The following is a 22023-nucleotide window of genomic DNA, read 5'->3' on the forward strand; positions in this document are numbered from 1 at the left end:
CCGCCGAAGCCGCCCCCGCCGAAGCTGCCGCCCCCGTAGCTCCCGCCGCGACCGCCGAGCAGTCCGCCGAGGACGAGACCGGTGACGAGTCCGCCGAGCTGCGGGCCGCCGCGACCGCCGCCCATGCCGCCGCCGGGCCACCCGGTGGTGTCGTCGTTCGCCTCGTCGATGGCGGCCGCCGCGTACTGCTCCGCGGCACGGGCGGCCTGCAGTGCCCGCTGCGGGTCGGTGGTGGCGAGGTCGAGCGCGTCGTCGAAGGCCCGCTCGGCCTCGGACAGGCGGGTGCGTGCGGCGGGGCCGACGGCTCCGCGGTGCACGGTGATGAACTCGCGCGCCTGGCCGATCCGGGAGCGGGCGTCCCGGAGGGCGGCGTCGAGGGCCTGGGTCGCGCGACGATGCTGCTCCTCGGCGGTGCGAGCGGTCGCGAGGGCGGCGTCGATGTCCGTGTTCGCCTTCGTGAGCGCGTCGACCGCCCCGACGGGGTCACGCGGGTCGACGTCGGCACGGAGGACCCGCTCCGACCGCGCGACCGCGGCCGCGAGGTCGGGGCCGCCGGTGCGGAGGGTGGCGGCCGCGGCGACGTCGCCCTCGATGTCGGCGCGCATCGCCTCGGCACGCTCGGCGGCGTCGGCGAAGGTGCGCTCCGCTGCCGTGACGGCGCCGGTGAGCTGCTGCACCTGGGCCAGCGCGTGCTGCCCGTCCCGGACCGCGACGACGGCCTCGCCCCGGTCGCCCGCGGCGAGCGCCGTCCGAGCGGCACCGGCACGCTCGTCGGCGTACGCGAGCACCTGCTCGGCCTGGTCGACGTTGTCGGCGACGGTCGCGAGCGTCCGACCGGTGTACGCCGTCCGGACGCGCTCCAGCGCCGCACGGGCCGCGGCCACGGCGGCGGGAGCGGTCCCGAGGGCGGCGGTCAGCTCGGCGGCGGCGGTGTCGACGCCCGCTTCGAGCGAGCGCAGCTGATCGAACGACTCGGTCTGCGACTCGATGGCCGCGTGCGCCTGCTCGCAGATGGCGATGATTTGGTTCGCCCACTCGGCGCGCTCCTGCGGCGTGTCCGGGACCTCGTCGTCGAGCTGCTGCTGGAGGGCGAAGGCCTTGCGGACCTCGCGCTTGGCGATCGACACGGTCTCGGCGAACGGGGCGGCGGCGTCCTCGCCGAACTGCGCCGCCGCGAAGCCGACCTCTTGTTCGGCCGTGCGCAGTTCGTCGTCGATCGTGACGAGGGCCCCACCGGCGCGTCGCTGGAGTTCGGCGAGGGACTGCTCCTGCTCGCGCCGGGCCGCGACGGTGCGCCGCCGGTTGCGGGCCCGGATGACGAGGACGGCGACGACCGCGGCCAGGACGGCGACACCGAGCAGCACCCACAGCCAGGTGAGGTCGGCGGGCTGCTGGCTCTGCTGGAGTCCGCCGGCGAAGGCCGTCGCCGCGGCGGCCCAGTCGCCCTGCTTGAGGCGGGGGAGCAGGTCGCCGTCGACCGCGCGCTCGACGTCGCTCGAGGTGATCGCCGTCTCGTTGGTCTGCTGGACGTCGTAGTTCCGCTCGTCGACCGCGACGGAGAGCAGGATGCTGTCGGTCTCGATCTGGTTCTGCTGCATGGTCGCGGCACCCCAGGCGGTGTGGTCGCTCGGGTCGGTGAAGGACGGCACGAAGACGACGAACAGCTGTGTCTGCGTCTCCTGGTACAGGTCCTGCACGGCCTGCTCGACGTCGGCCTGCTGGGCGTCGGTGAGGGCGTCCGCGTCGTCGAGGACGTACGCGCCCCTGAGGTCGACCGGCTCGGTGGCGTGCGCGGCCGGGACCGGGGCGACGACGAGCAGCGCGGCGACGGTGGCGGCGGCCGCGCCCGCCAGCAGACGCGCGAGCAGGGGACGTGGCGCCGCGTCGTCCCGGGCAGGCACCCCCGTCGACCCGGAGTCCGCCCTGACCTCGACCGTGCGCATCCGTCCTCCGTCCGTGGCCCTCGTCCAGCTGGTCCGTGGCCGTCGTCCGGAGTCTAGCCAGGCACCTCCTGGACGGGCCGGGGCTGTGGAGCGGGAGGGCGGGCCAGCGCCGGTTGTACCCCACCGGGATCGTCCGGGGCCCGCACACAGTGGACAGTGCTGCGGGCATGTCCCCCGAAACGGGGTAGAGTGATGGCGAGCCAATGAAGGAAGGGGAGCAGCAATGGAGCGAGCGACCACCGCAGAAGTCGTCCCACTCGAGGACGGGTACCACCGCGTGTCCACGCCGGCGAGCGGCGTGATCGGGTTCGTGCGTGAGCGTGACGGACGGTACGAGGTCCTCCGCGGACGCGTGCGTCAGGCGACCCGGTCCGAGGGCCGGTACGCGACGATGAACGTCGCACTCATCGCCCTCACCCACGCCTGACCCGCAGGACGACAGCACGGCCCCGGTCGGTCCCGACCGGGGCCGTCGTCCTGCCCGCACCGGCCGTCCCACTGCGGACCGTAGGCTGCTCGCGTGGGTGAGTCGGGCCTCCAGACCGTGTCGGTGCGGGTGGCCGCCGCAGGGGCGTCGCGAACGGCCGACCGGGAGGCCCTGGTCGCGTTCGTCGCCGAGGTCACCCGATCGGACCCGGCCCTGGTCTCCGTGCAGCAGCGCTGTCCACACTGCGGTGCTGCGGACCACGGCCGGCCGGGAGCCCGGGTCGACGGTCGTCCGGTCGGCGTCGGTCTGGCGCGGACCTCGGGGATCGTCGTCCTCGCCGTCGGGCCGGCGTCGCTCGGTGTCGACGTCGAGCGGGCGTCCCGGGTGACGGCGGCCCCGCTCGACGCCTTCACCGCGGGGGAGCGGCACCGCGCGGTCGCGTCCGGACCGGAGTGCGCGGGGGTGCACCTCACCGCGTGCTGGACGGTGAAGGAGGCGGTGCTGAAGCGTGACGGACGGGGGCTCCGGGTCGATCCCGCACGCGTGGAGGCCGTCCTCGGACGAGTCGGCGACGGGCAGGTGGACCGCGCGCGGTTCGACGGGATGGAGCAGCTCGTCACGGTCGTCGTGCTCGACGCGGACCTGGTCGTGGCCGTCGCCGCGGGCGGTGCTCCGGTCCGGGTCGAGGACCTCCGTGGACCGGGACCCCAGGACGGCGGGGACACCGGGACGACGCCGACGCCGCGACGGCACGGGCGCCAGGGCGGCGCCGTGTCAGGGCGGCGCCGGGGCTAGGGCAGCGGGGGGACGCCCGGTTCGTCGATCCAGGGTCCGAGCGCGCGCAGCACGTGCGCGGGGTCGGTACCGGCGGCCGTCGCGAACGCGCCCACGACGTCCGGCGTCGTCACCGTGCCGTGGTGGTGCCGTCCGGTCACCGTGCGGAGGCCGTCGGTGAAGGCGGCGTCGCCGATCGTCCGTCGCAGGGCGTGCAGGGCGAGCGCGCCGCGCTTGTAGACGCGGTCGTCGAACATGTCCCGGGCGCCGGGGTCCGCGACGACGAGGTCCTCCGGCTGGTCGAGCAGCCCGGCACGGTACGTCGCCGCCAGGTCGTCCGCGGTGGGGCCGCCGCGGTGCTCGGACCAGAGCCACTCGGCGTAGCAGGCAAAGCCCTCGTGCAGCCAGATGTCGCGCCACACGCCGAGCGTCACCGAGTTGCCGAACCACTGGTGCGCCAGCTCGTGGGCGATGAGCCGGTCGGTGCCGTGCTCCCCGTCGACGTGGTTCCGCCCGAAGACCGCGAGGCCGTGCGCCTCGAGCGGGATCTCGAGCTCGTCGTCGGTCACCACGACGCCGTACTCGGCGAACGGGTACGGCCCGAACCGGTCGGTGAACAGGGCGATCATGTCGGGCACCTGGCCGAAGTCCGTCCTCACGGCGGCGGTCAGGTCGGACGGGTGGTGCACGGTGACCGGCACGGCACCGCCGCGCAGCTTCGTCGCGCGGTACCGACCGATCTGCACGGTGGCCAGGTAGGTCGCCATCGGCTCGGTGACGGCGTAGGTCCAGCGCGTGCCACGAGCAGTGCGCTCCCGGCCGAGCAGCGCGCCGTTCGCGATGACCTCGTACCCCGCTTCGCACGTCACCTCGATGCGGTAGGTCGCCTTGTCGTCGGGGCGGTCGTTGCAGGGGAACCACGACGGTGCGCCGACGGGCTGGCTCGCGACGATCACGCCGTCGGTCAGTTCCTCCCAGCCGAGCGTGCCCCAGGGGCTCCGGAGTGGTCGGGGTGCGCCGCGGTACCGCACGTGCACGGTGAACTCGTCGCCGGCAGCGATCGGTGCGGCGGGTGTCACGGTCGTCTTGTGGGTCCCGACCGAGACCTTCTTCGCGCGCACGCCGTCGACGTCGACCCGGTCGACGCTCAGCCCGTGCAGGTCGAGCACGACCTTCTCGAGCGGCTCGTCGGCGGTCGCGCTGATCGTCGCGGTCGCGTCGAGCCGGTTCGTGGCGACGCGGTAGTCGAGTCGCAGGTCGTGGTGGCGGGTCGTCCACCGCCGGTCGCCGCTGTGCGGGGTGTACGGGTCGGCGGTGGGGTCGGTCTGCTTCACGGTGCCGGTCAGTCTGCCACGGCGCCGACCGGCCCCGGGTGCTCGGCGCGCTCGCCGGACCCACTGGCGTCGCGTGGTCCGTCGGCGTCGCCGGACCCGCTCGCCCCGTCGTGCCCGGTGGTGGACGCCGCGGTGCGCCACGGCGGGTGCTCCCACGGGCCGATCGGGTTGCCGGCCCAGAGCGTGCCGCCCGGGACCTGCTCGCCGCGCATCACGAGCGAGGCGGGCCCGACGGTCGCTCCCGGGCCGATGCCGGCAGCGGGCAGGACCACACCGTGCGGCCCGAGCGTCGCGCCGGCGTCGAGCGTCACGGTGTCGAGCTGCATGACGCGGTCGTGGAACAGGTGCGTCTGCACCACGGTGCCGCGGGCGACGGTCGCCCCGTCGCCGATCGTGACGAGGTCGGCCTCCGGCAGCCAGTAGGTCTCGCACCAGACGCCGCGGCCGATCGTCGCGCCGAGGCTCCGCAACCACGCCGCCAGGGCCGGGGTGCCGATGGCCTGCTCGGCGAACCAGGGGCGTGCGACGGACTCGACGAAGGTGTCCTGCACCTCGTTGCGCCAGACGAACGACGACCAGAGCGGGTGCTCGGTGGCGGTGATGCGCCCGACGAAGGCCCACTTCGCCACGGTCGAGACGGCCGCCGCGACCGCACCGGCGGCGATGAGGACCGGGCCGGCGAGCAGCACCGTCCAGCCGAGCCCCACCGTGGTCCACAGGGCCAGGAAGGTGGCGGCGACGGCCACCCCGATCGCGGCGGACACCATGGGTGCCACGAGACGCAGCACCTCCCACGCGCCGCGGGCGACCTTCAGCCGGGTCGGCGGCCGGAACGTGCGCTCCTCGTCGAACTGCGCCGCCGCCCGTCGGAGCCGGACCGGGGGACTGCCGAGCCACGAGGACCCGCGCTTGGCCTTCTTCGGCACGGCGGACAGCACCGCGACGAGGGCCTCGCGCGGCACCGACCGACCGGCGCCGGTCATGCCGCTGTTGCCGAGGAACGCCCGGCGGCCCACCTTCGACCGACCGATCCTCACCCGACCGCCGCCGAGCTCGTAGGTGGCGACCATGGTGTCGTCGGCCAGGAACGCCCCGGACGCGATCTGTGTCAGCGCGGGGATGAGCAGCACGGTGGAGATCTCGGTGTCCCGGCCGACCCGCGCGCCGAGCAGGCGGAGCCAGAGCGGGGTGACGAGGCTCGCGTACAGCGGGAACAGCAGCGTGCGGGCAGCGTCGAGGACCCGTTCGGTGCACCACACCTGCCACCCGGTCCGGGACCGCACGGGGTGCCGACCCTCGACGAGCCCGAGCCCGAGCAGCCGGACCGCGGCGACGACGAGGCCCGCGTACACGAGGCCCGCGACGACCGTGGCGAGCGGCACGCTCAGCAGCGTGGGGCCGACCGCGGCCCCGAGCGAGGTCGGGCGCCCGACGACGAGCGCCGCGACGGCCAGTCCGGCAGTGACGCCGACGACGGGGAGCCCGGCGACGGCGACCGACCCGGCCCCGTACGCGAGCAGCCACCGCTTCGGGGACGCGGGGCGGGCCTCCCGGCCGTGGCGTGCCGACCCGATGCGCTCGGCCGGCGAGCCCGCCCAGCGCTCACCCGCCGGGACCGCGCCGGCCACCGCCGAGCCGGCCTCGACCTCGGCGCCGTCGCCCACGTGTGCTCCGGGCATCAGGGTCGAGCGGCTGTGCACGACCGCGTCCGTGCCGACGTGCACGGGACCCAGGCGGAACACGTCGCCGTCCACCCAGTGTCCGGCGAGGTCCACCTCGGGCTCCACTGCGGCCCGCTTCCCGATCGTGAGCATCCCGGTGACCGGCGGCAGCGTGTGCAAATCGACGTCCCGGCCGATCCTCGCACCGAGGGCCCGGGCGTAGTAGCTGATCCACGGGGCACCCGCGGTCGACGGACCGTCCACGGCCTCCGCGATCCGTTCCGCGAGCCAGACCCGGATGTGCACCGAGCCGCCGCGCGGGTGGTCGCCGGGACGGACCCCGGCCAGGAGCAGGCGGGCGGCGACGACCGTGATCGTCATCTTGCCGGCCGGCGTGACGAACAGCACGAGGGCGATCACCAGGAGCGGCCACGGCAGCACGGGCAGGAACGGCATCGTGGTGGCGTGCAGCACCGCCGCGACGAGTGCCGTCCAGCTCAGCAGGCGCAGCCCACGGAGCACCTGGAGCGGCAGGCCGAGCACCGTCAGGAGCAGCCCGGTGCGCGGCGGCACCGGCCGGACGTCCCGTCGTGCCGCCGCCACCGGCCCGGACGCGTCGAGCGCTGCCGCGAGTGCGCCGATCCGCGGGTGGTCGTAGACGTCGGCCACGGTGGTCGTGGGGTAGCGCTCGCGGATCGCCGACACGAGCTGCGCGGCGGTCAGGGAACCGCCGCCGTGCGCGAAGAAGTCGTCGTCGACGTCGGCGACCGGGACACCGAGGATCGCCGACCACCGCTCGGCGATCCACGCGACGGTCGGCGGCAGGTCCGTCCCGATCGCGCCCGCGAGGGGCCACGGCAGCGCCGCCCGGTCGACCTTGCCGGACGTCCGCGTCGGCAGGGAGTCGACGACGGCGAGGAGCGGCACGAGCGCGGCGGGCAGTTCCTCGCGGAGACGGGTGTTCGCCGCGGCCGTGTCGACGACTGCGCCGGCGACCGGGGCGACGTAGCCGACGAGCACCTGGTTGCCCGCCGGGGTGCGCTGCACGACCGCGGCACCCGCGGCGACGTCGTCGAGGGACTGCAGGGCCGCGTCGATCTCGCCGAGTTCGATGCGCCGGCCGCCCAGCTTCACCTGGTCGTCGGCGCGACCCTGGAAGACGAGCCCCTCGGGGTCGTACCGGACCAGGTCGCCGCTCCGGTACGCCCGCTCCCACCCGAGCTGCGGGAAGGGCGCGTACTTCTCGGCGTCCTTCGCCGGGTCGAGGTACCGGCCGAGGCCGACGCCCCCGATGACGAGTTCGCCGACCTGCCCCGGCGCGACGCGCTGCCCCTCGGCGTCGACGACCGCGAGGTCCCACCCGTCGAGCGGCAGGCCGATCCGCACCGGGGTGCTGCCGTCGAGCAGGGCACCACACGCGACGACCGTCGCCTCGGTCGGGCCGTACGTGTTCCACACCTCGCGGTCCCGGGACGCGATGCGGGCGGCGAGCTCCGGCGGGCAGGCCTCACCGCCGAAGATCACCAGCCGCACGGACTCGAGCGCGTCGTCGGGCCACAGTGCCGCGAGCGTGGGGACGGTCGAGACGACGGTGATGCCGTGCGCGATGAGCCACGGGCCGAGGTCGACCCCGCTCTTCACGAGCGACCGGGGCGCCGGCACGAGGCAGGCGCCGTGTCCCCAGGCGAGCCACATCTCCTCGCACGAGGCGTCGAACGCCACGCTGAGGCCCGCGAGCACCCGGTCGTCCGGACCGAGCGGCGCGGCCTGCAGGAACATCCGGGCCTCGGCGTCGACGAAGGCCGCGGCGGAGCGGTGGGTGACGGCCACGCCCTTCGGCACGCCGGTGGACCCTGACGTGAAGATGACCCACGCGTCGTCCTCGGTCGTGGGCGCCTCGGCGCTCGCCGCGGGGTCGGTGACCGGCAGCGGAGCGCCCCGGCGGTCGCGGAGCACACCGCCGGCACCGATGACGCCGACCACCCGTGCTTCGCCGAAGACGAGGGTGGCGCGTTCCTCGGGGTCGTCGGCGTCGACGGGGACGTAGGCGGCGCCGGCGGCGAGGACGGCGAGGATCGACACGGACAGGTCCCGGCCACCGGAGGGGATGCGGATCCCGACCCGGTCGCCGCGTCGGACGCCGTGGCGGGCGAGGTCGGCGGCGCGCTCCTGCACGAGGGCGAGGAGGCCGCGGTAGTCGAGCGCACCCTCCGGCGTCTCGAGGGCGAGGGCGTCGGGGTGTGCCTCGGCGGTGGCGGTGAGGACGTCGAGCAGGGTCCTGGCCGGTGCGGCGCGGTCCCCGCGGTCGAGTTCCTGCTGCGTGGAGGTCGTCACGCCGCGTGATCCTAGGGCCCGGAGGTGTCCTGCTCGGGAACGCACGTGGCCAGCGACCACGGAGGGTCGCCGCGGCGGACGTCGTGCTGGTGCCCACGGGGGAAGGTCGCCGCAGGCGACGTCGCGCGCTGCCGACCGAGCGCAGCGAGGACGACAGCTTGCGCGGGGATGTGACTGTGCCCCCAGGAGGATTCGAACCTCCGCCCCTGCCTCCGGAGGGCAGTGCTCTATCCCCTGAGCTATGGGGGCCCGGGGTGTCACCAACCGTAGCAGGTCCGGACGCGCCTGACGGACGCCGGTGCGGCTCCCCGGGCGTGCCGTGCCGGACGGGAGGCTCGTCACCCGTCCACCCCGGGCCTCCCGTCCGCCGCGGTGCCGGTCAGGGCGTCGGTGACCCGGTCGGGGCGGTGGCGTCGGGTGCGACGGCCCGCCGGACGGCGTCGACGACGGGCTGCGCCGTGCCGGGCTCGGTGAAGAGGGAGGAGCTGGCGTGGATCCAGTAGGGCCCGGCGAAGGCGTCGGCGCGACCGGTGCCGGAGCGGAGCGAGTAGTAGCCCTCCACGGTGTAGGTCGGGACGGAGCCGCCCTGCTCGAACAGGGCGTCCTCGAGTCGGGTGATCTGCGCGCTCGGCAGGTGCGCGACCGCGACGGTCACGGTGGCGTCCTCGTCCACGCTGGACCGCCACGTGCACACGCGCCCGTCCTGCGCGGCGACCTGCGCGACGGGCGAGTCCGCCGGTGGGCGCGGCGTCCGCACCCGCTCGAACTCCTGCCCGTAGACGGAGAACGTCGTCGGCGGCACGAGGGTGTCGCAGTCCTGCGTGACGGGACGGCCGACCGCGGTGGCGCTGGGGGAGGCGGAGGGGCCGCCGCCGCCCGTGCCGGAGCAGGCCGCGAGCACGAGCGAAGCGGGGACGACGAGTGCGGCGAGTCCGGACGCCCGGAGACTGCGGGAGGTCATGACGGACCATGATGCTGCATCGCTCCCCACGTGGTCCGGGCGGTCGCTGGACGTCCCGGTAGACTCGACCGCCGTGACTCCTGCCGAACTCTCCGCCGCGTACCTGTCGATCCTCACGGGCATCGTCGAGCGCCGAGGCGCTGCCGACACCGTGACGGTCCAGGAGTCCCACGTGGCCCTGGAACGGCCGAAGAACCGGGCGCACGGCGACTGGGCGTCGAACGCGGCCATGCAGCTCGCGAAGCGCCTCGGGACCAACCCGCGCGAGCTCGCGACGGAGATCGCCGGCGAGCTGACCGAGCTCGACGGCGTGGACTCGGTCGACATCGCCGGGCCGGGCTTCATCAACATCACGCTCGAGGCCGCCGCGGCCGGCGAGGTCGCACGCACCGTGGTCGACCAGGGCGTGACCTTCGGGCACGGCGACCTCTACGACGGGGTCCGCATCGACCTCGAGTTCGTGTCGGCGAACCCGACCGGACCCATCCACATGGGCGGCGTGCGGTGGGCCGCGGTGGGCGACAGCCTGGCGCGCGTGTTCCAGGCGCAGGGCGGCCTCGTCACCCGCGAGTACTACTTCAACGACCACGGCAACCAGATCGACCGGTTCGCCCGCTCCCTCCTGGCGTCCGCGCTGGGGGAGCCGACGCCCGAGGACGGCTACGGCGGCGCGTACATCGGCGAGATCGCGGCCCGCGTGCTCGCGACGCTCGAGCCGGGTGTCGACGTCACGGGCATGCCGCGCGACGAAGCGCAGGAGCTGTTCCGGCGCGAGGGCGTCGAGTTCATGTTCACGGACATCAAGCGGTCGCTGCACGACTTCGGCGTCGACTTCGACGTCTTCTTCCACGAGAACTCGCTGCACGAGTCGAAGGCGGTCGACCGCGCGATCGCCCGGCTGCAGGAGCAGGGCCGGATGTACGAGGCGGACGGCGCCCTGTGGCTCCGGACGACCGACTTCGGCGACGACCGCGACCGCGTGGTCATCAAGTCGGACGGCGAACCCGCGTACATCGCCGGCGACCTCGCCTACTACCTCGACAAGCGCGAGCGCGGCTTCGAGCGGAACCTCATCATGCTCGGCGCCGACCACCACGGCTACGTCGGCCGGATGATGGCCATGTGTGCGGCGTTCGGTGACGAGCCGGGCGTGAACCTCGAGATCCTCATCGGCCAGCTGGTGAACCTGCTCAAGGACGGCCAGCCGCTCCGGATGTCGAAGCGCAACGGCACCGTCGTGACGATGGAGGACCTCGTCGACGCCGTGGGCGTGGACGCCGGCCGGTACGCGCTCGTGCGGTTCGCGAGCGACACGGCGATCGACATCGACCTCGACCTGCTGACCAAGCGCACGAACGACAACCCGGTCTTCACCGTCCAGTACGCCCACGCCCGGACGCAGTCCGTCGCCCGCAACGCCGCGGCGTCCGGCGTGGACCGCTCGGTGTTCGATGCGTCGCTGCTCACCCACGAGTCCGAGAGCGCCCTCCTCGGCGCCATCGCGGAGTACCCGCGGGTGGTCCGCCAGGCCGCGGAGCTCCGGGAACCGCACCGGATCGCCCGGTACATCGAGCAGCTCGCCGGCCTGTACCACCGCTGGTACGACTCCTGCCGCGTCACGCCGCTCGGTGACGAGCCGGTGTCGGACCTGCACCGCACCCGTCTCTGGGTGAACGACGCCACGGGCCAGGTGGTCCGGAACGGCCTCGGTCTGCTCGGCGTCAGCGCGCCCGAACGGATGTAGCGGTGACGTCCGCACCCGCCACCGGTCGGGGTCGGGAGCGTCGGGGCCGGAAGCGTCGGGGCCAGACGCGTCGGGGCCGGACGCTGGCGATCGTGCTGGTCGTCGTGCTCCTGGTCCTGGCGGTCGTCGTCGTGGTCGCCGAGTTCGTCCTCCGCGGGGTCGTCGACCGGACGATCGCGGACCAGGTCGAGCAGTCGCTGCCCGACGGCACGACCGGGACGGTGGACGCGCACGTGGACGGCGTCGTCATCCCGCAGCTGGTCGGCGGGACCTTCGACCGGGTGCACATCTCCTCGGACCGGTTGACGGTGGCGGGCATCCCGCTCGCGGCGGACGTGACCGCGCGCGACCTGCCGGTGGACGGCCAGGGCGCCGTGCACGACGTCGACGGCACGGTCCGGCTCGCGGCCGGGGCGGTCAAGGACCTGGCGGCCTACTCACCGCTGTTCGAACGACTCAGGCTCATCGACGGCGGCGTCGAGCTGCGGGGCACCACCTCGGTGCTCGGCTTCGACATCGGCTACGCGGCGGACGGCTCGGTCGCGGTGCAGTCCGACGGTCGGGGCGTCACGATCACGCCCGAGACCGTCCGCATCACCAACTCCTCGCTCGGGTTGGACCTCGACGACATCCCGGGCGTCTCGGACGTGCCCGTCCCGGTCTGCACGGCGCAGTTCCTGCCGGAGCAGCTCCGGGTCCGGTCGCTCCGGGTGACGGAGTCGGCGGCGACGGTGCGCGTCACCGCGGACGAACTCCCGCTCAGCGAGGACGGCCTGCGCACCACCGGCCGCTGCTGAGGACCCCGCGGGCGACGAGCGTCACATGCGCCGGGAGGCCCGTCCCGGCCGGATAGGATCGGGTCCCGTGAGCGAGAACCCCCTTGCGCCGCCGCGGCTGCGGTTCCCGACGGACGCGTCCGAACTCGTCGACCGCATCTGGCCCGCGTCCGCGACGCGGACCGACGACGGCATGCTGGCGATCGGCGGTGTCGCCGCGGACGCACTCGTGGCGCAGTACGGCTCACCCCTGTACGTCGTCGACGAGCGTGACGTCCAGTCGCGCGCCGTCCGCGTACGGAACGCCTTCACCGACGCATTCTCGCGGATCGGGACCCGGGCGCACGTCTACTACGCGGCCAAGGCCTTCTGGACGACGCACGTCGCCCGGTGGATGGCCGACGCCGACCTCCGTCTCGACGTCTGCACGATGGGGGAGATCGCCGTCGCGCTGGCCGCGGGCGTCGACCCGGCGCTGATGGGCTTCCACGGCAACGACAAGTCCGACGCAGAACTCGAGCGCGCGGTGTCGATCGGGCTCGGCACGGTCGTGCTCGACAGTCACGAGGAGATCGGCCGCGTCGCCCGCATCGCCGCCGAGGCCGGTGTCGTGCAGCGCGTGCGCATCCGGATCAACAGCGGGGTGCACGCCTCGACCCACGAGTTCCTGGCCACCGCACGCGAGGACCAGAAGTTCGGCATCCCGCTGTCCGAGGCCGTGCAGGCGGCGGCGGCCGTCCGTGCCGAGCCGTCCCTGGCGTTCGTGGGGCTGCACTCGCACATCGGGTCGCAGATCTTCGACGACAGCGGTTTCCGCGAGGCCGCCCGCCGGCTGATGGACGTGCACGCCACGCTCGTCGCCACCGGTCCGGTGCCGGAACTCAACCTCGGCGGCGGTTGGGGCATCGACTACACCGAGGCGGACTCGGCCCTCGCGCCCGAGGACGTCGCGGACGCCCTCGCCGCGATCGTCGCAGAGGAGTGCGCGTCCCGCGGCATCCCGGTGCCGGAGGTCGCGGTGGAGCCCGGCCGCTACATCGTCGGCCCGCCCGGCGTCACGCTGTACCGCGTCGGCACGATCAAGCCCATCACGGTCGAGACGGACGAGGGCACGTCGGCGACGCGCACCTACGTGTCGGTCGACGGCGGCATGAGCGACAACGTGCGGCCGGCGCTGTACGGCGCGGACTACACCGCACGCCTCGCCCGGACGTCGGAGGCCGACCCGGTGCTCACCCGCGTCGTCGGCAAGCACTGCGAGAGCGGGGACGTCGTGGTGCACGACGAGTACCTGCCCGGCGACGTGCAGCGGGACGACCTGCTCGCGGTGGCCGCGACCGGTGCCTACTGCTGGAGCCTCGCGAGCAACTACAACCACGTCGGTCGTCCGCCGGTCGTCGCGGTCGCCGACGGCGCGGCCCGTATCCTCGTGCGTGGCGAGACCGTCGACGACCTCCTCGCCCGTGACACCGGCGTCGCGCCGGTGCCCGACACCGGTGCCGCACGCTGACCACCCGACCCGGAGAGACACCCACCCGATGATCGAATACCGCAACGTCCGCGTCGCGCTGCTGGGAGCCGGCTCGGTCGGTTCGCAGGTCGCCCGACTCCTGCTCGAGCACGGCGAGGAGCTCGCGACCCGGGCCGGCGCCGGTCTGGAGCTGGTCGGGGTCGCGGTCCGCGACGTGGAGGCGCAGCGGGACGTCGACCTGCCGCGCGCGCTCTTCACGACCGACGCCGAGTCGCTCATCCTCGGGGCCGACATCGTCGTCGAGCTCATCGGCGGCATCGAGCCGGCGCGCACCCTCGTGCTGCAGGCGCTCCAGTCCGGAGCGGACGTCGTCACCGGGAACAAGGCGCTGCTCGCGACGCACGGCCCGGAGCTCTTCGCCGCCGCCGAGCAGGTGGGCGCACAGCTCTACTACGAGGCCGCGGTCGCCGGCGCGATCCCGATCATCCGACCGCTGCACGACTCGCTCGCGGGCGACCGCATCGAGCGGATCATGGGCATCGTCAACGGCACGACGAACTTCATCCTCGACCTGATGGACCGCGAGGGCGCGACCTTCGAGGACGCCCTGGCGACCGCGACGGAACTCGGGTACGCCGAGGCCGACCCGACCGCCGACGTCGAGGGCTACGACGCCGCGCAGAAGGCGGCGATCCTGGCCTCGCTCGCGTTCCACACCTCGGTCCCGCTCGCCGCCGTGCACCGTGAGGGCATCACCTCGGTCACGATCGAGCAGGTCCGCGCCGCCCGCAAGGCCGGCTACGTCGTGAAGATCCTCGCCACGTGCGAGCGTCTCACCGACGTCGACGGTCGCGAGGGCGTCAGCGCCCGCGTCTACCCGGCGCTCGTCCCCGAGTCGCACCCGCTCGCGAGCGTGCACGGCGCGAAGAACGCCGTCTTCGTCGAGGCCGAGGCCGCCGGCGACCTCATGTTCTACGGCGCGGGTGCCGGCGGGGTCGAGACGGCCTCCGCGGTGCTCGGCGACCTGGTGTCCGCTGCTCGTCGCCACGTGATCGGCGGTCCGGGTGTCGCGGAGTCGACCCAGTCCGCGCTGCCGGTGTTCCCGATCGGGACGGTGCGGACCCGCTACCAGATCGCGCTGCACGTGTCGGACGCCCCCGGCGTCCTGTCGACCGTCGCCGGGGTGCTCGCCGCGCACGGTGTCAGCGTCGAGACCGTCGAGCAGACCACGACGGGCGCTGCCGAGGGGACGGCGACGCTCGTGATCGGCACGCACCTGGCGCGGGAGGCCGACCTGGCCGACACCGTCGCCGCGCTCCGCGGCGAGGACGTCGTCCTCGACGTGACCAGCGTGCTGCGGGTCGTCGGCGTCTGACGCGACTCCGAGCCTCCCGACCGACCAGCCAGCCAGCCCAGACCAGACCGCCCCACCGGACAGAGAGAGAAGCCTGATGGCCCACCAGTGGCAGGGAGTCCTGCGCGAGTACGCCGACCGACTCGACGTGACCGACGCGACCCCGATCGTGACGCTCGGTGAGGGCGGCACCCCGCTCATCCCGGCGCGACGACTCTCCGAGCGCACCGGCGCCCAGGTGTACGTGAAGTACGAGGGCATGAACCCGACCGGCTCCTTCAAGGACCGCGGCATGACGATGGCGATCTCGAAGGCCGTCGAACACGGGGCCAAGGCTGTGATCTGTGCGTCCACCGGCAACACGAGCGCCTCGGCCGCCGCGTACGCCACGCACGCCGGCATCACCGCCGCGGTGCTCGTGCCCGAGGGCAAGATCGCGATGGGCAAGCTCAGCCAGGCCGTCGCGCACGACGCGCAGCTGCTGCAGGTGCAGGGCAACTTCGACGACTGCCTCGACATCGCGCGGGACCTGTCGGCGAACTACCCCGTGCACCTCGTCAACTCGGTGAACAACGACCGCATCGAGGGGCAGAAGACCGCTGCGTTCGAGGTCGTCGACGTCCTCGGGGACGCGCCGGACTTCCACTTCCTGCCGGTCGGCAACGCGGGCAACTACACCGCGTACTCACGCGGGTACCGCGAGGACGTCGCCTCGGGTCGTTCGTCGAAGATGCCGCGCATGTTCGGGTTCCAGGCGGCGGGGTCCGCTCCGATCGTCTCCGGCGAGGTCGTGCGGCACCCGGAGACCATCGCGTCCGCGATCCGGATCGGGAACCCGGCGTCGTGGCAGTTCGCGCTCGAGGCCCGTGCGGAGACCGACGGCTACTTCGGCGCGATCCCGGACGAGGCGATCCTGGCCGCGCACCACATCCTCTCCGCCGAGGTGGGCGTCTTCGTCGAGCCTGCTTCGGCCATCGGTGTCGCCGGACTCCTCGAGCGGTCCGACGCGGGCGTGGTCCCGAAGGGTTCGACGGTCGTCATCACGGTGACGGGGCACGGTCTGAAGGACCCGCAGTGGGCGCTCCGCACGCAGGACGGTGGCGAGGTCGCGCCGACGAGCGTGCCGGTGGACACCGCCGCGATCGCGGACGTGCTCGGACTGGTCAGCGCGCGGTGAGCGTCGACCGCTCGTCCGGACCGGGGGAGGGCATGATCGCCCGAGCAGCTGTACCGGCCGGACGGGCGGTCCGCGTGCGCGTCCCGGCGACCTCCGCCAACCTCGGCCCGGGGTTCGACTCCCTGGGGCTCGCGCTGTCGCTCTACGACGAGGTCGACGTCCGCGTCCGTGCCGAACCGGGCGCGATCGTGACGATCGACGGCGTCGGGGCCGGCGAGGTCGCGACGGACGACACGAACCTGGTCGTCCGGGCCGTCCGCCGTGGCTTCGAGCACGCCGGCGTCCCGCAGCCCGGGCTCGAGCTGCACGCGACGAACGCCATCCCCCACGGCCGCGGCATGGGGTCGTCCGCCGCCGCCATCGTCGCCGGGCTGATGGCCGCGCGCGGGCTCCTCGCCGGCGTGGTCGACCTGGACGCGTCCACGCTGCTGAGCCTCGCCACCGAGATGGAGGGGCACCCGGACAACGTCGCCCCCGCGCTCTTCGGTGGTCTGACGATCGCGTGGATGACCGCCGACGGTCCGGCGTACAAGCGGTTGCTCGTGCACCGCGGGGTGTCGCCCGTCGTCTTCGTCCCGACGTCGACGCTCTCGACGAAGCTCGCGCGGTCCCTGCAGCCGATGACGGTGCCGCACGAGGACGCGGCCTTCAACGTCTCGCGGTCTGCGCTGCTCGTGGCGGCGCTCATCCAGAGCCCGGAACTGCTGCTCGCGGCCACCGAGGACCGGCTCCACCAGGCCTACCGCGCCAGCGCGATGCCCGAGACGGACGCCCTGATCGGGCTCCTCCGGCAGCACGGTCTGGCGGCCGTCGTCTCGGGCGCCGGGCCGAGCCTCCTGGTGATGGGGAGCGACCCGGCACAGCGGCTCGCGGCGGCCGGACTGGTCGAGCGACACGCCGAGTCCACCTGGCGGGCGCTCATGCTGGCCGTCGACCTCGGTGGTGCTACAGTGAAGCCGCACCCGACGCTCGAAGCCGAACTCGCGGAGGCGTCGACCATCCCAGGTCGACCGCCACGCTGATCCGGTGCGTGGGGCACTCTCTCCAGATCACCGTTCCCGGTCCGTCGTCTGAACGACGGCCGTTGCACATCCGCAACGGGAACGGTGGAAACTCTCCGCGTTCTGCGGTCGGAAGGAACCATCAGCATCGTGACCGACGTCACCACCTCCACCGGTTCGGTGGAGATCCCCACTGACCTGCGCGCGCTCCGTCTCCCGGAGCTCCAGCGCATCGCCTCCTCCCTCGGGATCACCGGGCTCTCGAAGCTCCGCAAGGGCGACCTCATCGCCTCGATCGAGGACAAGCGTCCGGCCGAGGCACCCGCCACGGTCACGCCGACCCTCGACGGCGCCGGCACCGGCACCCCGGTCGCGGACACCACCGACCAGCCCGCGGCGGAGCCCGCACAGCAGGCGCCGGCGGAGCGCGACGAGCAGCCCGCCGAGCCGGTCGCCGAGGCCCCGGCCCGCGGCCGCCGCAACCGCCGTGCTTCCTCCGGTGGCACCGTCAGCGCCGAGCCGACCGCCGCGGCCGCGCACACGAACGCCGGTCACACCGGCACCGAGGACCTCCTCGCCGGGCTCGACCAGGTCCGCGCCGAGAAGGACGCGCAGGAGGCCGCGCAGACCGGTCAGCGTCGTGGTCGCGGTCGCGACCGCCAGGCGCAGCAGGCCGACGGCCAGGAGGCCCGGGGCGCCACCGCGGAGGTCCAAGTCCCGGCCGCGGACGCCGCCGAGCAGGGCGACCAGGACGTCGCGCAGCAGCACGACGGCCAGCAGGCCGACCAGTCCGACCAGGGCGACCAGGCCGAGGGTGGCTCGCGTCGCGGCCGTCGCAGTCGCGGTCGTGGTCGTGGTCGTGGTCAGAACGGCGACCAGGCCGAGCAGAACGGCCAGCAGCCCGAGGCCGACAAGGCCGAGCCGAAGCAGCAGCAGAACGGCAAGCAGCAGAACCCCGACAAGGGCGAGCAGAAGCAGAACGGCCAGCAGAAGCAGGCCGAGCAGCAGCGCGGCGACCAGCAGCGCGCCGACCAGCAGCGCGCCGCCGAGCAGGAGGCCGAGAACGGTCGCACCCGTCGGCAGCGTGACCGCAAGCGCGGTCGCGGCGGGCAGAACGACGAGTTCGAGCCCGAGGTCACCGAGGACGACGTCCTCATCCCGATCGCCGGCATCCTCGACGTCCTCGACAACTACGCGTTCGTGCGGACCACGGGGTACCTGCCGGGGCCGGAGGACGTCTACGTCTCCCTCGGTCAGGTCAAGAAGTACCACCTGCGCAAGGGCGACGCGGTCGTCGGCGCGATCAAGCAGCCGCAGGGTGGCGAGCAGCAGAGCCGGCAGAAGTACAACGCGCTGGTCAAGATCGACACGATCAACGGTCAGACCGCCGACGAGGCCGCGGCCCGCGTCGAGTTCCAGGACCTCACCCCGCTCTACCCGAACGAGCGTCTGCGCCTCGAGACGGAGCCGGCGAAGATCTCGACCCGCATCATCGACCTCGTGTCGCCGATCGGCAAGGGTCAGCGCGGTCTCATCGTCTCCCCGCCGAAGGCCGGCAAGACCGTCGTGCTGCAGGCCATCGCGAACGCCGTCTCGAAGAACAACCCCGAGGCGCACCTCATGGTCGTCCTCGTCGACGAGCGTCCCGAAGAGGTCACCGACATGCAGCGCACGGTGAAGGGTGAGGTCATCGCCTCGACCTTCGACCGTCCCGCCGAGGACCACACGACGGTCGCCGAACTCGCCATCGAGCGTGCGAAGCGCCTGGTCGAGCTCGGACACGACGTCGTCGTGCTGCTCGACTCGATCACCCGCCTGGGCCGCGCGTACAACCTCGCCACCCCGCCGTCGGGCCGCGTGCTCTCGGGCGGCGTCGACTCAGCCGCGCTCTACCCCGTCAAGCGCTTCTTCGGTGCCGCTCGGAACATCGAGAACGGCGGTTCGCTGACCATCCTCGCCACGGCGCTCGTCGAGACCGGGTCGAAGATGGACGAGGTGATCTTCGAGGAGTTCAAGGGCACCGGCAACATGGAGCTCCGCCTGAACCGGCACCTCGCCGACAAGCGGATCTTCCCGGCCGTCGACATCAACGCGTCCGGCACCCGTCGCGAGGAGCAGCTGCTCTCCGCCGACGAGGTCGCGATCACCTGGCGTCTGCGCCGTGCCCTCGCCGGACTCGACCCGCAGCAGGCGCTCGACGTCGTGCTCCGGAACCTCAAGGAGACGCAGTCCAACGTCGAGTTCCTCGTCCAGATCCAGAAGTCGGTGCCGGCGACCAACGGTCACCACGGCAGCGGCCACCAGGAGTAACGCGTGTTCGAGTCGGTGGCCGGGCTGCTGGCGGAACACGAGGAACTGACGCAGCAGCTGTCGGACCCCGCGCTCCACGCCGACGCAGCCCGGGCGAAGAAGGTCAACCGGCGGTACGCCGAGCTGAGCCAGATCAAGGCCGCGTACGAGGGCTGGCAGGCGGCGGGGGACGACCTGGCCGCCGCCCGCGAGCTCGCGCGCGAGGACGAGGCGTTCGCGGACGAGGTCCCCGGGCTCGAGGAGCAGCTCGCGGAGCGCCAGGAGCGTCTCCGTCGTCTCCTCATCCCGCGCGACCCGGACGACGGTCGTGACGTCATCATGGAGATCAAGGGCGGCGAGGGCGGCGAGGAGTCCGCGCTGTTCGCGGCCGACCTGCTCCGCATGTACTCGCACTACGCCGAGGGCAAGGGCTGGAAGGTCGAGATGCTCGAGCGCACCGAGTCCGACCTCGGTGGCTACAAGGACGTGCAGGTCGCGATCAAGTCGAACGCGACCGACCCGTCGCAGGGCGTGTGGGCACACCTCAAGTACGAGGGTGGTGTGCACCGCGTCCAGCGCGTCCCGGCGACCGAGTCGCAGGGGCGCATCCACACGTCGACGACCGGCGTGCTCGTCTTCCCCGAGGTGGACGAGCCGGAGGAGGTCGAGATCAACCAGAACGACCTGAAGATCGACGTGTACCGCTCCTCCGGTCCCGGCGGGCAGTCGGTGAACACCACCGACTCCGCTGTCCGCATCACGCACCTCCCGACGGGGATCACGGTCGCGATGCAGAACGAGAAGTCGCAGCTGCAGAACCGCGAGGCCGGCATGCGCGTCCTGCGGGCCCGCATCCTCGCGCGCCAGCAGGAGGAGCGCGACGCGATCGCATCCGACGCCCGCAAGTCGCAGATCCGCGGGATGGACCGTTCGGAGCGCATCCGGACGTACAACTTCCCGGAGAACCGGATCGCGGACCACCGAACCGGCTACAAGGCGTACGACCTCGACCGTGTCATGAACGGCGCACTCGAACCGGTCGTGCAGTCCGCCATCCAGGCCGACGAAGAGGCGCGCCTGGCCGCCCTCGGCGACCAGGACGCCTGATCGGCGTGTCCGGCCGGGAGGCCCGCCCCACCTCGGGTCCCCGGCCCGCGTTCACCGCCGACCGGCTCCTGCGCGAAGCGGCAGCAGCCCTGGCCGCGGCCGGCGTCCCGACACCGCAGGTCGACGCGGAACTCCTGCTCGCCTGGGCGACGGACACCTCGCGGGGTGCCGTACAGGCGCGTGCGATGACCGGGGGAGCGATCGCCGAGGGACACGTCGAGCGCTTCCGGCACGCGGTCGCCCGCCGCGTCACCCGTGAACCGCTGCAACACGTCACCGGTGAGGCGCACTTCCGCACGCTCACCCTGTCGGTCGGCCCGGGCGTGTTCGTCCCGCGGCCGGAGACCGAGTCGGTCGTCCAGTTCGGCATCGACGCGCTCCGGTCGACCGCGGTGCCCGAGCCGATCGCCGTCGACCTCGGGGCCGGGAGCGGTGCGATCGCCATCGCGATGGACACCGAGGTGCCGAACGCCGTGGTGTACGCGGTCGAACGCTCGCCCGAGGCCCTGCCGTGGACGCGTCGCAACGTGGACGCCCACGGCGGGACGGTGCACCTCGTCGAGGGCGACCTCGCCGACGCGCTGCCGGAGCTCGACGGCCGGGTGTCGGTCGTCGTGTCGAACCCGCCGTACGTGCCCGACGACGCGGTCCCGATCGACCCCGAGGTCCGCGACCACGACCCGGCGCTCGCGCTGTACGGCGGACCGGACGGGCTCGACGCCGTGCGGGCCCTGACCGAGACCGCGTGGCGCCTGCTCGTGCCCGGCGGACTGCTCGTCGTCGAGCACGCCGAGCAGCAGGGTGCCGGCGTCCGCGCGGTGCTCGCCGCCCGGGGCTTCCGGTCCCCGGAGACGCACGTCGACCTCACCGGACGCGACCGCACGACCACCGCGACGCGCTGACCCGGCCGGGACGGGCCTCCCCACCGGCACGTTCCGTCGCCGCTGACGAATCAGCCGGGAACCGGCGGCGTGGGCGCAGGCCGGACGGCGTGGGCGCAGGCCGGACGGCGTCTACGCGACCGGCGCGGTCTCGTGGGCCGCGACGAACGTCCGCACCGCGCCCCGCAGGTCGGTGTCGTGCTCGACGAGCACGGCGGTGATGCCGACGCTGCGTGCCCCGGCGACGTTCTCGGGCATGTCGTCGGCGAAGAAGGTGCGCTCGGCCGGGACACCGTGGTGGGCGAGCACGCGCCGGAACACCTCCGGGTCGGGCTTCCGCGCCCCGAACGCGCTCGTGGTGTCCAGGTGCTCCTCGAACAGCGGGGGCAGGGAGGGGGCCCATGCGTGCAGCCACCGCCCGGCGAGCGGGCCGTTGTTGGTGAGCAGCGCGACCCGACCGTGCTGCTTCGCGATCCGCACCGCCTCCACCCGGTCCGGTAGCTCGGTCATCGCCGCACCGCGGATGCGAGCCCACTCCGCCTCGGGGACCGGGCACCCCATGGCCTCCTCGAAGGCGGCGAGGTAGGCGTCCGCGTCCGCGTAGTGCCCGGCCTCGGCCCGCTGCTCGTTCCCGGTGTCCCACCAGCGGCGGCGCAGTTCGGTGAAGTCGTGCCCGGTGAGTTCGGTCAGCCCGGCCATCCGGGTCGACCAGTCGTAGCGGACGAGGACGTCGTCCATGTCGAAGAGGAACAGGAGTGGGGGCGCGGGCGTCTCGTTCACGATGCCTCT

Annotated in this window: 16 protein-coding genes and 1 tRNA gene; 11 read left to right on the top strand and 6 right to left on the bottom strand. The window is 73.5% G+C overall.

Translation table 11 applies throughout. The features are described 5' to 3' along the window. Nucleotides 1–1943: TPM domain-containing protein (locus tag DEI91_RS13460; protein ID WP_111052785.1), on the bottom strand; the 1943-nt coding region annotated here is incomplete at its 3' end. A 223-nt stretch (nt 1944–2166) separates the two neighbouring features. Here DEI91_RS13460 and DEI91_RS13465 point away from each other — a divergent pair. Beyond that, a complete protein-coding gene (locus DEI91_RS13465; RefSeq protein WP_110825128.1) occupies nt 2167–2370 on the top strand; it encodes a hypothetical protein in 204 nt (67 codons plus the stop codon). A gap of 93 nt (nt 2371–2463) precedes the next feature. Next, nucleotides 2464–3165, top strand: coding sequence for a 4'-phosphopantetheinyl transferase superfamily protein (locus tag DEI91_RS13470; RefSeq protein ID WP_110890839.1), 702 nt, complete (start codon nt 2464–2466; stop codon nt 3163–3165). Here DEI91_RS13470 and DEI91_RS13475 read toward each other — a convergent pair. The 4 genes from DEI91_RS13475 to DEI91_RS13490 form a co-directional block, all read right to left on the bottom strand. Continuing rightward, nucleotides 3162–4478 (bottom strand): M1 family metallopeptidase, encoded by a 1317-nt coding sequence (locus DEI91_RS13475; protein ID WP_181439609.1) that lies wholly within the window; start codon nt 4476–4478, stop codon nt 3162–3164. The genes DEI91_RS13470 and DEI91_RS13475 overlap by 4 nt on opposite strands. An 8-nt stretch (nt 4479–4486) precedes the next feature. After that, the gene (locus DEI91_RS13480; protein WP_111052786.1) at nt 4487–8473 is read right to left on the bottom strand and encodes a Pls/PosA family non-ribosomal peptide synthetase; all 3987 of its coding nucleotides are present in this window, start codon (nt 8471–8473) and stop codon (nt 4487–4489) included. Nucleotides 8474–8650: 177 nt separating this feature from the next. Next, nucleotides 8651–8722, bottom strand: a tRNA-Arg gene (locus DEI91_RS13485). Between the two features lie 130 nt (nt 8723–8852). Beyond that, nucleotides 8853–9434, bottom strand: a complete 582-nt coding sequence (locus DEI91_RS13490) for a hypothetical protein (RefSeq protein ID WP_111052787.1) — start codon at nt 9432–9434, stop codon at nt 8853–8855. Between the two features lie 73 nt (nt 9435–9507). On the opposite strand from DEI91_RS13490, the gene argS reads away from it, so the two are divergent. The 9 genes from argS (at nt 9508) to prmC (ending at nt 21255) form a co-directional block, all read left to right on the top strand. Then, nucleotides 9508–11178: an arginine--tRNA ligase gene (gene argS, locus DEI91_RS13495; RefSeq protein WP_111052788.1), complete on the top strand. Its 1671-nt coding sequence runs from the start codon at nt 9508–9510 to the stop codon at nt 11176–11178. A 2-nt stretch (nt 11179–11180) separates the two neighbouring features. Beyond that, nucleotides 11181–11975: a hypothetical protein gene (locus DEI91_RS13500; RefSeq protein WP_111052789.1), complete on the top strand. Its 795-nt coding sequence runs from the start codon at nt 11181–11183 to the stop codon at nt 11973–11975. A gap of 67 nt (nt 11976–12042) precedes the next feature. Further along, the gene (gene lysA, locus DEI91_RS13505; RefSeq protein WP_111052790.1) at nt 12043–13464 is read left to right on the top strand and encodes a diaminopimelate decarboxylase; all 1422 of its coding nucleotides are present in this window, start codon (nt 12043–12045) and stop codon (nt 13462–13464) included. Nucleotides 13465–13492: 28 nt separating this feature from the next. Next, nucleotides 13493–14800, top strand: a complete 1308-nt coding sequence (locus DEI91_RS13510) for a homoserine dehydrogenase (RefSeq protein WP_111052791.1) — start codon at nt 13493–13495, stop codon at nt 14798–14800. A 76-nt stretch (nt 14801–14876) separates the two neighbouring features. Next, nucleotides 14877–15956 carry a threonine synthase gene (gene thrC / locus DEI91_RS13515; protein WP_111052792.1) on the top strand — a complete coding sequence of 360 codons (1080 nt, stop codon included), beginning with the start codon at nt 14877–14879 and terminating at the stop codon, nt 15954–15956. A 32-nt stretch (nt 15957–15988) separates the two neighbouring features. Then, nucleotides 15989–16978 (top strand): homoserine kinase, encoded by a 990-nt coding sequence (gene thrB, locus DEI91_RS13520; RefSeq protein ID WP_111052834.1) that lies wholly within the window; start codon nt 15989–15991, stop codon nt 16976–16978. 129 nt (nt 16979–17107) lie between these two features. Beyond that, nucleotides 17108–19267: a transcription termination factor Rho gene (gene rho, locus DEI91_RS13525; protein ID WP_111052793.1), complete on the top strand. Its 2160-nt coding sequence runs from the start codon at nt 17108–17110 to the stop codon at nt 19265–19267. Between the two features lie 3 nt (nt 19268–19270). Further along, nucleotides 19271–20353 carry a peptide chain release factor 1 gene (prfA, locus tag DEI91_RS13530; protein ID WP_111052794.1) on the top strand — a complete coding sequence of 361 codons (1083 nt, stop codon included), beginning with the start codon at nt 19271–19273 and terminating at the stop codon, nt 20351–20353. A gap of 5 nt (nt 20354–20358) precedes the next feature. Further along, complete coding sequence (gene prmC / locus DEI91_RS13535) at nt 20359–21255, top strand: peptide chain release factor N(5)-glutamine methyltransferase (RefSeq protein WP_111052795.1); 897 nt, start codon at nt 20359–20361, stop codon at nt 21253–21255. Between the two features lie 111 nt (nt 21256–21366). Here the strand turns inward: prmC and DEI91_RS13540 are convergent, their stop codons facing one another. Beyond that, nucleotides 21367–22014, bottom strand: a complete 648-nt coding sequence (locus tag DEI91_RS13540; RefSeq protein WP_258374433.1) for an HAD family phosphatase — start codon at nt 22012–22014, stop codon at nt 21367–21369. Nucleotides 22015–22023: the final 9 nt, after the last annotated feature.

The organism is Curtobacterium sp. MCBD17_032 (assembly GCF_003234855.1).
Lineage (GTDB): Bacteria > Actinomycetota > Actinomycetes > Actinomycetales > Microbacteriaceae > Curtobacterium.

What these genes read in the sequence shown, in the direction of transcription:
- DEI91_RS13465 (WP_110825128.1), top strand. Translation starts at nt 2,167, where the DNA reads ATGGAGCGAGCGACCACCGCAGAAGTCGTCCCACTCGAGGACGGGTAC.
- DEI91_RS13490 (WP_111052787.1), bottom strand. Translation starts at nt 9,434, where the DNA reads ATGACCTCCCGCAGTCTCCGGGCGTCCGGACTCGCCGCACTCGTCGTC.
- DEI91_RS13510 (WP_111052791.1), top strand. Translation starts at nt 13,493, where the DNA reads ATGATCGAATACCGCAACGTCCGCGTCGCGCTGCTGGGAGCCGGCTCG.
- thrC (WP_111052792.1), top strand. Translation starts at nt 14,877, where the DNA reads ATGGCCCACCAGTGGCAGGGAGTCCTGCGCGAGTACGCCGACCGACTC.
- thrB (WP_111052834.1), top strand. Translation starts at nt 15,989, where the DNA reads ATGATCGCCCGAGCAGCTGTACCGGCCGGACGGGCGGTCCGCGTGCGC.